This is a genomic window from Anaerotruncus sp. DFI.9.16, from assembly GCF_024461615.1.
GTDB lineage: Bacteria > Bacillota > Clostridia > Oscillospirales > Ruminococcaceae > Anaerotruncus > Anaerotruncus massiliensis.
In genome coordinates, this window is record NZ_JANFZX010000134.1 from 1 (window position 1) to 590 (window position 590).

Genomic DNA, 590 nt, shown 5'->3' on the forward strand with positions numbered 1-590 from the left:
TGTGCAGCGCCCCGGGCGAGCCGGAGGCGTGGCGAAAGACCGAATACCGCTACGACAGCCGGAACCGCGTCGTCGATACCATTCTCTTTGAAGCGGACGGGAGCGAAAACCGCACGCGGTACGAATACGACGCCGCAGGCAACAAGGTCGCGATGTACACCGGCATGCTCGGCGATTCCCCGGCCGGCGCGGCAAAGACCACCTGCGAATATAACCGCTTCGGCAAGGTCGTCAAAATGGTGGACCCGCGCAGCAACGCGCTGCCGGCGGACGATCCGCTCTACCTTGTGGAGACCTGCGTCTATGACGCGGTGGGACAGCTCGTGAGCAAGACCGACCGCAATAAGAACACGACCGTCTATGCCTATGACGCGCTGGACCGCGTCCTCTCCGAGACGGTGACGGTGGATGGCATCCCTGAGAGCATCGCCTACGGCTATACCAAGACGAACCAGAAGCTGTCCGGCGCGAACGGTACGCTGGCGGTGACCTACCGCTACGACGCGCGGGGCCGCCTTGTGGAACAGGCGGAATCGGACGGCGTCGTCAAGAGCTTCGCCTACGATGCGGCGGGCAACCGCACAGGCTTT

Annotated in this window: 1 protein-coding gene; it reads left to right on the top strand. The window is 63.7% G+C overall.

Going from position 1 to position 590, the window contains the following annotated elements:
• Positions 1 to 590 (top strand): hypothetical protein (locus NE609_RS17320; protein WP_256153240.1); only part of this gene is annotated, 590 nt, incomplete at both ends.